The organism is Dialister sp. UBA1703 (assembly GCA_002320515.1).
In the GTDB taxonomy this organism is placed as follows: domain Bacteria; phylum Bacillota; class Negativicutes; order Veillonellales; family Dialisteraceae; genus Dialister.
This window is the reverse complement of sequence record DCJJ01000178.1, coordinates 5578-7363: the sequence shown is the minus strand read 5'-3', so window position 1 is coordinate 7363 and position 1786 is coordinate 5578. Positions and strand designations below refer to the sequence as shown.

Here is a 1786-nt window from a genome sequence, read left to right as displayed (position 1 = left end):
AGGGAAGCACTGATTAATTCGCAGAGTCTGCTTTTATAAGAATTTTTATGCACTGCTTCGTCATGGGGCTCCTTAAATAGCTCGCTATTCGCGTCGCCCCATTCCTTGCATTGCATAAAAATTCAAGAATAAAATCAGACAACGATTTAATCAGCGCTTCCCTAGCCCACCAGTACACTAGCCCACTAGCCCACTACTACACTAACCCATCCCGGTGGGCGGGAAGGATTGACTCTTCCACACATGCAGTGCACCCGCAGTACTTCCTCAGAAAAAAGAGGCGCCCCGCGAGGTGCCTCTCTCATATCAATGTTTCTTCCTGTCTGCGATTTCCCTGACTTCTTCTTCATCAGAGCCGTATACTTTACCGCTGATGAAGTTCCTGTCCACCATGGTTTCCACCGTATATTCCGGATTGATTGCCTTCAGATGACTGCAGATTTCTTTATAGATGTCTTCGTCCTTTAATTTGCAGGGGCCTGTGAGGGCCAGTTCGAAGGAGAGGTGGATTTCCCCTTCCTTTTCTTCCACGAAGAAATCATGATAGGAAAGGGGCAGCCTGGTCCTGTAGATGGCTGATTCCAGGTCCCTCCTATACTCTGCTTCCCGGGGATTGGATACGGCTTTGGGGTCAGCATGGATGGTGGCCTGCACATTCAGCTTTTCACGAAGGGTGGTCATCACGTTTTCCGCCAGCTCGTGGCTTTCTACCAGGTTCAGACTGCTGTCCAGCTCCACGTGGGCAGTGGCAAAGTGGTTTTCCGGGCCGTAGTCATGGACGATAAGGTCATGGACGCCGTACACGCCAGGGCAGGAAAGGATGCATTCCCTGATTTTCTTGTATACCTCCGCATCGGGAGTGGCGCCAAGGATGGAGTTTACTGCGTTTTTCATAATGCCGTAGCCGGTCCACAGGATGAAGAGGGACATGAGGGCACCCATAATGCCGTCGATGTGAAGGCCGAAGAAATATTCGGCCAGCGTGGCTACCAGAACGCCGCTGGTGGAAAGCATGTCGGACAGGGAATCGGCGCTGTAGGCTTCAAAGGCTTTGGAGCCCACCTTTTCCCCTGACCTCTTGTACCACCATGCCAGGAACAGTTTGGCCAGAAGACCGATAATCAGAATGATGGCTACAAAAAGGGTAAATTCCGTATCTTTAGGATGGATGATTTTCTGCACCGATTCCACCAGAAGGGTAATGCCCACATAAAGAATCACCGCTGCCATGACAGTGGAATTGATATATTCCAGCCGTCCGTGACCAAAGGGGTGCTCCTTGTCCGACGGCTTGGCTGCATAGTAAAAGGTCATCATCAGAAGAGTCACCGAGCCCATATCGGTAATATTATTAAAGCCATCGCCCATGACAGAAAGAAAACCGCTCTGCCAGCCGGCCAGTATTTTAAAAGACCCCAGCATGAGATTTACCAGAAGACCTACCAGGCCGGCCATAAAGGCCTTCTTCGTCCTGTCACCATGAGGACCGGAAAATAAGAATGTCATAACCTTTCATTTCCTTTCGAAAAAAGGGAAATCAAACCCCTGCCTCCTTACCGGCAGGAACCAAAGACAGCCCATTTCTCATCAATTTAGTATCCTGTCAAATGATAAAAAGGAGAACCTAAAATTCCCCATATATACCAAAAGACTCTCCGCAGGGAGAGCCTTTTGTACAGTCATTCATCCATCTGTCCCGAATCAGGAGCAGATACTCCATTTCATAGGACAACCCATTAAGGAAGCGTTGATTAAATCGCTGTCTGCTTTTATTCTTGGATTTTTA

At 48.9% G+C, this 1786-nt stretch carries 1 protein-coding gene; it reads right to left on the bottom strand.

Translation table 11 applies throughout. The features are described 5' to 3' along the window. Positions 1-306 precede the first annotated feature (306 nt). Positions 307-1506 (bottom strand): cation diffusion facilitator family transporter, encoded by a 1200-nt coding sequence (locus B2Y11_RS08705; RefSeq protein WP_291058069.1) that lies wholly within the window; start codon positions 1504-1506, stop codon positions 307-309. Between the last annotated feature and the right edge of the window lie 280 nt (positions 1507-1786).